This is a genomic window from Rhizobacter sp. P3_C12, assembly GCF_056402735.1.
The window spans coordinates 1-7,794 of record NZ_JBFUGW010000279.1 but is presented as its reverse complement, the minus strand read 5'-3'; the positions used below and the strand labels follow the sequence as shown (position 1 = coordinate 7,794).

Below are 7,794 nucleotides of genomic sequence, written 5' to 3'. Positions count from 1 at the left end.
GCCCCGGCCACTCGGGCGGCGTCGCGTTCCTGAAGAGCCCGGTCGGGCGCATGTTCCACCAGTTCTTCGGCGAGAACATGCTGCGCGCCGACGTGTGCAACAGCGTCGACGAGCTCGGCCAGTTGCTCGACCACACCGGCCCGATCGCCGAGAGCGAGCGCAATGCGGCGCGCATCTTCAACGCCGACCACTGCTTCTTCGTCACCAACGGCACCAGCACCAGCAACAAGATGGTGTGGCACCACAACGTGGCGCCGGGCGACGTGGTGGTGGTCGACCGCAACTGCCACAAGTCGATCCTGCACTCGATCATCATGACGGGCGCGGTGCCGGTGTTCCTGCCGCCCACGCGCAACCACTACGGCATCATCGGCCCGATCCCCGAGGCCGAGTTCTCGCCCGAGGCCATCCGCCGCAAGATCGCGAAGAACCCGCTGCTGGCCGGTGTCGATGCGAAGAAGGTCAAGCCGCGCATCCTGACGTTGACGCAGAGCACGTATGACGGCGTGCTCTACAACACCGAGAGCATCAAGAAATCGCTCGACGGCTACATCGACACGCTGCACTTCGACGAGGCCTGGCTGCCGCACGCGGCCTTCCACGAGTTCTACGGCGAATACCACTCGATGGGCCGCAACCGGCCGCGCCCGAAGGACCAGATCGTCTATGCGACGCAGTCCACGCACAAGCTGCTGGCCGGCATCAGCCAGGCCTCGCAGGTGCTGGTGCAGGACGCGCAGCACCGCAAGCTCGACACGCACCTCTTCAACGAGGCCTACCTGATGCACACGTCGACCAGCCCGCAGTACGCGATCATCGCGAGCTGCGACGTGGCCGCCGCGATGATGGAGGCGCCGGGCGGGCGCGCGCTGGTGGAAGAGAGCATCGCCGAATCGATGGACTTCCGCCGCGCGATGCGCAAGGTCGACAAGGAGTACGGCAAGGACTGGTGGTTCAAGGTCTGGGGCCCGGACAAGCTGGCCGCCGACGGCATCGGCAAGAGCAGCGACTGGGTGCTGAAGGCCGGCGAGAAGTGGCACGGCTTCGGCAACCTCGCGAGCGGCTTCAACCTGCTCGATCCGATCAAGTGCACGCTGATCACGCCGGGGCTCGATGTCTCGGGCAAGTTCGCGAAGACCGGCATCCCGGCGTCGATCGTCACCAAGTTCCTGGCCGAGCACGGCGTGGTGGTCGAGAAGACGGGGCTGTACTCGTTCTTCATCATGTTCACGATCGGCATCACGAAGGGCCGCTGGAACACGCTGCTGACCGCGCTGCAGCAGTTCAAGGACGACTACGACCGCAATGCGCCGCTGTGGCGCGTGCTGCCGGAGTTCGTGGCCAAGCAGCCGCGCTACGAGCGCATGGGGCTGCAGGACCTGAGCCAGGCCATCCATGAGATGTACGCCAAGGGCGACATCGCACGCCTGACCACCGAGATGTATTTGTCCGACCTGCAGCCGGCGATGAAGCCCACCGATGCGTTCGCGCGCATCGCGCACCGCGACACCGAGCGCGTGGCGATCGACGACCTGGAAGGCCGCGTCACCACCTCGCTGCTGACGCCGTACCCGCCGGGCATCCCGCTCTTGATCCCGGGCGAGCGCTTCAACAAGAAGATCGTCGACTACCTGAAGTTCACGCGCGCGTTCAACGCCAAGTTCCCGGGCTTCGACACCGATGTCCACGGGCTGGTGGAGCATGACAGCGGCGAGGGATCGCGGACGTACCACGTGGATTGCGTGAAGGAAGGTTGAGCGCCGGCGGTATGGGGAGGTACGAATGGACCTCCTCAAGGTTGATGAATTTGCTCGGCTTGTTGTGACAAATTCCTTCGCGCATCGCTAGACTGCGCGCACCGCAGCGGCAGACCACTGCCGCGCGGGTTGCCAGTGCCCCACAAGGCCGAAGGCGACACACCTCTCCCTCGTTGTCATTGGATGCATGGTCGACGACCGTGCGCTGGAGGACTCTTTTGGAACTGATCTTGGTTGCGTCGCGGCGTGTCCGCGGCTGGGTGGTGTCGTGCCTGGGTGCGCTGGCGCTGGCTCTGTCTTCTTCGGCGACTTGGGCTCAGCTGGTGGTCGGCAATGGCGGCCAGCCGAGCTATCAGCATTCGATCGCCGTGCCGCCGGGCGTGGCCGGCATGACGCCGAGCATCAGCCTGGCCTATGGCGGCGAAGGCAGCGGGCCGCTCGGGCACGGATGGTCGCTGCAGGGCATCTCGGCCATTGCGCGTTGTGCCGACAACCTGTCCACCGACGGGCATGTGAGGGGCGTCAACAACAGCGCCGCCGACAAGCTGTGCCTGGATGGCCAGCGCCTGATCCAGACCGATGAGGCGGGCGTTCCGCTGCCGTTTCCGCAGACCAACGACAGCGCCGGTGGCAGCGGCCTGCTGCGCGAGTACCGCACCGAGAAGGACACGTATGCGCGCATCCGCGCCTACGGCACAGGGGGTGGTTCGCCGACGTACTTCAAGGTGTGGACCAAGGACGGGCGCATCCACGAATACGGCACCAACCCCGCTGCGAACGCGATGGCCGATGCCGCCGTCACCGCGCAGGCCAGCGGCGTCATCACCACCTGGCTGATCAGTCGCAGCAGCGACCTGAAGGGCAACTACATCGACTTCCAGTACCAGCAGCGCGGCGTCGCCTGGGGCAGCGCGACCCAGGGCAACGCCATCCCGGGCCACGACTGGAGCCTGCGCGAGATCCGCTACACCGGCAGCGCCACGCAGGCGCCGGCCCACAAGATCGTCTTCAGCTACGTCGACCTGCCGGCGACAGCCCCCACGGGCAAGTCGCACGACCGCCGCGAGGCCTGGGTGGCCGGCAGCAAGCAGCTCAACATCCAGCAGCTCGTGCAGGTGCAGACCTTCTCGAATGCAGATGTTTCGCCGCTGAAGATCCGGACCGTGCGGTTCGCCTACGACAACGGCCCGGTGACCAACCGCAGCCGGCTCGTGCGCATCACCGAATGCCTGGGCGTGGCCGAGTCGGCGTGCCTGCCGCCGACCACCTTCGACTACGCGCCCGGCGGCGGCGAGGCCTACCAGCGCAATGCGGCTTTCGCCGCCAGCGCGATGGCGACGCTGACGCTGCAGAGCACGGTGATCGGGCTGGCCGGCAAGCGCTATTCGAACGCTGGCGTCATCACCGCCGACTTCGACGGCGACGGCAAGACCGACATCATCCGCTGGTCCGACAACCCGGCGCTGAACCAGCTCTACCTCAGCAACGGCGAYGGGACGTTCCGGCAGGCCGGCAATTTCAATCTGGTCGGAGCAGATCAGTGGCTGTACCACAGCAACGGCTGCTTCAGCACGCGGGTGGCCGACTTCAACGGCGACGGCCTGCCGGACCTGCTGCGCTTCAGGGACAGCCACGAGACCACGTCGGTGAACATCACCACGGCGTGCCCGGCCGTCAACACGGAGCTGTACCTCAACAACGGCGACGGCACTTTCCAGCGCAAGGCCATCACCGGCGTGACGCTGCTGGAGCACGCCAGCCAGGACAGCTACCTCACGAGCCACGGCGAGGTCCAGGACGGCTTCGGCTGGACCTCCGGCTACACCTTCTACCTGCTGGACATCGACAACGATGGGCTGATCGACATCGTCACCGCCTATGTGCCCAGCCAGGGCGTGGTGATCGATCCCTCCAACGACCCGTGCGCGGCCACCGTCTGCACCCAGGTGTTCAAGGGCGACGGGCAGGGCGGCTTCGTCGAGCGGCCCACCAACGTGACGAACAAGAACCTGTACTCGCCGCCGCAAGGCCCGTATGCGCTGGGCCAGCCCTCGCACGTGATGGACTTCGACAGCGACGGCAACTTCGACCTCGCACCGGCCGGCATGCTGGGCACCGGTGCGAACCTGCGGCCGCCCGCGACCGCGTGGCGCTCACTCGGAGACTTCTCGTTCCTGCCGGTCAACGGCCTCGGTGCAAGCGGCGGCTGCCAATCACCGCTCGACTTCAACGGCGACGGCCGCATGGACTGCCTGAGCAGCGTCTCCGACGGTGGCGGGCTCCTGCTGCGTGAGAGCAACTACAACCTGGGTTCCGAGTCGCTGATCACGACAGCGCCGCAGCTCGGGTTCACAACGCACACGGCCGACATCGTCTTCGCGGACGTCAACCGCGATGGCCGCGACGACATCATCCGCTGGAGCGACGACCCGACGCAGAACAAGATCTACCTGAGCAACGGCGACGGCACCTACCGCCAATCGACCGGCTTCAACCTCAAAACGGCCAACGACCTGCTGCAGCGCAGCGACAGCGCGGCCGCCTTCGTCACCGGCAACTTCACCGGCCGGGGCGACGTGGAGATCCTGCGGCTGCTGGGGTCTCCGACGCCGGGTGACGGCACCAGCAACCAGCTCTACGTCCGCCAGGGTTCCACGCTGCCGCCGGACCTGCTGGTCGGCGTGACCTCGCCCCGCAACCTGCGCACCACGCTGACCTGGGTGCCGCTGGCCAACTCCGCCAGCGGCGCGCTCGGCCCGCGCTACACGAGCGACCGCGGCACGGCGAACGCGGCGGCATTCCCGCTGTTCGACAGCATCGATTCGTCGTACGTCGTCGCCACCATCACGCGCGACAGCGCTGTCGGCGGCGGCCAGGTGCTCGAGGAGTTCAGCTACCGCGGCCTCAAGCTGGCCCATGACGGGTATGGCTCCCGCGGTTTCCGCGAGGTGCGCCGCCAGCGGCAGACGCCCGACGGCACGGTGCTGACGCAGGTGCTGCAACAGCAGCAACGCCATCCCTACATCGGGCTGCCGGCCCGCAGCGAGACCTGGCGGGCCACGCTCGACCAGGCGTCGGGCCTGGTGCTGTCGAGCGAAATCAACGTGCATTGCGAGAAGTCCGCCAGCGCGGCTGCCGAAGCGAATGCCACGGCGGATGCACCGTGCCCGCCGGCGGCCGGCACCCGGATCCTGCGGCCCTATCTCTACAAGGCCACCAAGACCGGCAAGGACCCGGCCACCGGTGAGGCGTTGCCGGTCACCACGACCACCCACCGCTTCAACGACAACGGTGATCCGAAGGAGGTGGTGACGTCGACGAGCGGGAACGCGRCCGGCGTGGCGCAGAGCGTCTCATCGACGGCGACCCACGTCTATGCGATCGACAACATCGCCGGGGACACCTGGCTGCTCGGCCGCTTGCAGGGCAGCACGCAGCAGCATGCGGCGCCGAACAGCCTGGCCGCGATCGGCGCGGGTGCCGGCACGGCAGCAGGTGCGAGCGCCACGCGTGGCACGGCGCCGGCTGCCACGCTGAGTGCGCCGGCCTTTGCGACCACGCAGGTCGGACAGAGCAACAGCGTCACGGCGACGCTGAGCAACAGCGGCGGCGTGGCAATGAACCTGACGGTGCCGACCGCAGCGGCGGTGTCGGGCAGCGAGTTCGGCTTTGCGGGCACGACCTGCGGCGCGAGCCTGGCGGCCGGTGCCTCGTGCACGGTGACCGTGAGCTTCACACCAACGGCGGCCGGTGCGCGCAGTGGCGGGTTGAACATCAACACCGAGCTGGGCGTGAAGTCGGTGGCGCTGTCGGGCACGGGCCAGGCGCCGTCGGGCAGCCTGAGCGCCGTCGACTTCGGCAGTGTGGCCGTCGGCAGCGGGCCGACGCTGACTTCGACGCTCGCCAACACCGGCGTCGGCCCGCTGAGCGTCACGGTGCCCACGGCAGCGTCCGTGAGCGGCACGGACTTCGGCTTCGTCTCGACGACCTGCGGCAACTCGCTGCCGGTGGGGGGCAACTGCGCGGTCACGGTGCGCTTCCAGCCGACGGCCAATGCAGCACGCAGCGGCGGCCTGAGCATCGGCACCGGTGCGGGGACGCTGTCTGCCGCGCTGAATGGCACGGGCCTGCAATCGGTGATCGCGGTGACTGGCAACGGCGCGGCTAGCCTCTCGGCACAGAGGGGCGGTGCGGCGGCAAGCGGCACGGTCACCTTCACGAACAGCGGCAACCAGGCGGCGACGCTCACGATGTCGGGCCTGAGCGCACCTTACTCGGTGAGCCCGGCAAGCTGTACCGCGCCTGCAGGTGGCACGTGCTCGGTGACGGTGTCGATGGCCACGGGCGGCGCGCTTGGTGCGCAAGGCGGCCAGACCTTGACGGCCACAGGGGGCACGACGGGCGCCATGTCGGCTGCCGTGTCGGGCGCGGTGTACGGCTCGAATGTCTACCTCTCGGCCAACAACGCCTCGGCGCTCAGTGCATCGAAGGGCGGCGCTTCCGCGAGCGGCACCGTGACCTTCTTCAACAGCGGCAACCAGGCCGCCACGTTGACGATGTCCGGCCTCGGCAGTGCGTACTCGGTGGCTCCTGGCAGCTGCAACATCGATCCCGGCACGGCGTGCACGGTGACGGTCACGATGAGTTCCGCTGGCGCCATCGGTCCGCAAGGTGCCCAGACGTTGACCGCCACGGGTGGCACCAACGGGGCCGCATCGGCGGCGGTGTCGGGCACGGTGACGGGTTCGGTCTCGACGCTCGCGTTCAGCAGCCTGGCCTTCGGCACGGTGAACCAGAACTCTGCAGCGCCGCAGAACATCATCAGCTGGCGCAACGACGGCAACGTGCCGATGACGCTGACCGGGCTGTCGAATCTGCCCGCCGTGCTGAGCCTGGTCGTCAACAGCTGTACCAACGTGGCACCGGGCCTCACCTGCAACATGGGGGTGCAGCTGGCCACCGGCACGCTGACGAGCTTCAGCCAGACGGTGAGCACGGTCGGGGCGACGGTGAATGGCTCGACCACCGCCAGCGGCGTGGTGCAGACGGTCCCCGGCGCACTGTTCAACCTGAGCACGGTGGCGACGTCGACGACCACGTACACGACGATCACGTTGACGGTGGCCAACCCGTACAGCGCTGCGCAGACGATCACGGCGGCGACCCAGAGCGACGCAGGCACGCCCGGGACGAGCACCTGCACCGTGGGCGGCAGCGTGGCCGCGTCACCAGGGAGTTGCACCTTCCAGTGGGTCTACGACCGATGCACCGCACGCACGGTGAACTTCAGCGTGAAGAACGCGTTCGGCACCGCGACGACGAGCAAGGCGATCGTGAAGGGGACCTGCCTGTGAAGAAGAACCTGTTCGCAGCAATCGCGTGGGTGGTGGTGAGCTCCGCCCATGCACAAGCCCAGTTGCCGCCGGTGACGGGCGTGGACAACCCGTTCAACTACACCCGCACGACGAGCATCACCTACCGGGCGGATGGCCTGGTGGACACCGAGACGATCGAGCCGAACGACCCGCAGCGCTGCGTGGTGACGACGTACAGCTATGACCTGCGGGGCAACCGCACCGGCTCGCTGGTGGCGAACTGCACCGGCGCGAGCGGCGACGCCTTGTTCACCCCGCGCAGCAGCAGCGTCACCTATGGCGCGCAGACGTTGTCGATCGGCGGCATGACCGTGCAGATCCAGCCGAACACCCAGGCGAGCAGCAGCATCAACGCCAAGGGGCAGGAGACGAAGCAGACGGTGGACCCGCGCTTCGGCACGGTGCTGAGCACGACCGAGCCGAACGGGCTGACCGCGCGTCGGGAGATCGACGACCTGGGCCGCACGACGCGCGAGATCCACCCCGACGGCACGCGGATGGTCACGGTCTACTGCCTCATCGCCGGGCGCGTGAACCCGGCCGGAGACACCTCGAGCAACAGCCCCGGCTGCCCGAGCCCGAGCGCGGCCGAGATCCCGGTCGATGCGCTGGAGTTCACGCACGTGGAGCCGCGCGACGCGAGCGGCGCGGACGGCGTCAAG

Annotated in this window: 2 protein-coding genes and 1 pseudogene; all 3 read left to right on the top strand. The window is 67.9% G+C overall.

Annotated elements, in window-relative coordinates; genetic code table 11:
• Positions 1-1,757 (top strand): Orn/Lys/Arg family decarboxylase (locus AC1DXV_RS28235; RefSeq protein WP_477936725.1); only part of this gene is annotated, 1,757 nt, incomplete at its 5' end.
• 218 nt (positions 1,758-1,975) lie between these two features.
• Positions 1,976-7,111 carry a choice-of-anchor D domain-containing protein gene (locus AC1DXV_RS28230; protein WP_477936723.1) on the top strand — a complete coding sequence of 1,712 codons (5,136 nt, stop codon included), beginning with the start codon at positions 1,976-1,978 and terminating at the stop codon, positions 7,109-7,111.
• Positions 7,108-7,794: pseudogene (locus tag AC1DXV_RS28225) on the top strand (hypothetical protein); the annotation flags it as partial. The gene AC1DXV_RS28230 and the pseudogene AC1DXV_RS28225, both read left to right, overlap by 4 nt.